This is a genomic window from Acinetobacter sp. NIOH-H-8 (assembly GCF_046635365.1).
Taxonomy (GTDB): Bacteria; Pseudomonadota; Gammaproteobacteria; order Pseudomonadales; family Moraxellaceae; genus Acinetobacter.
Window position 1 is genome coordinate 1 of sequence record NZ_JBHDVN010000210.1, and the last position, 441, is coordinate 441.

Here is a 441-nt window from a genome sequence, read left to right on the forward strand (position 1 = left end):
CTTGTTGGTGTTAATAAGGATGAATTCCCTCTTGTGAATGTGGGTGGCGGTGTTCTTACGGATGCTGACAGAGTTCTTCTTACAAACCTTGGTATTGAGGTGCGTCCGCCATTCGAGAATACTGTTGACGAGGAACGGTTTATTGCCTATTGTGCAGTTACTGCTGCTTCTGAAAAATTATATATTACCTATAAGTGCAGCGATGGTGAAGGTGCATCGTTGTATAAATCAGAAATTGTTTCTGCAGTTGAAAATTCCTTTGAGAATTTCAAAGAGCTTATAACCTCGGAATTGCCGGTTGAGTACTTTATCGAAAGTGAAGAAAGTGCATTTTCTGCTTATTCCAAGAACTATCTTTATAACAATGAAATCAGATCAACACTTAAAGCGTATTTTGAAGATAAAAAAGATTACGAGGGTAAGCTTCGGGCACTTGATATT

The 441-nt window shown here is 38.3% G+C and carries 1 protein-coding gene; it reads left to right on the forward strand.

The genetic code is table 11. The annotated features are described in order from the left end of the window. A partial coding sequence (locus ACEWB7_RS17850; RefSeq protein WP_411581068.1) for a hypothetical protein occupies positions 1 to 441 on the forward strand: 441 nt, incomplete at both ends.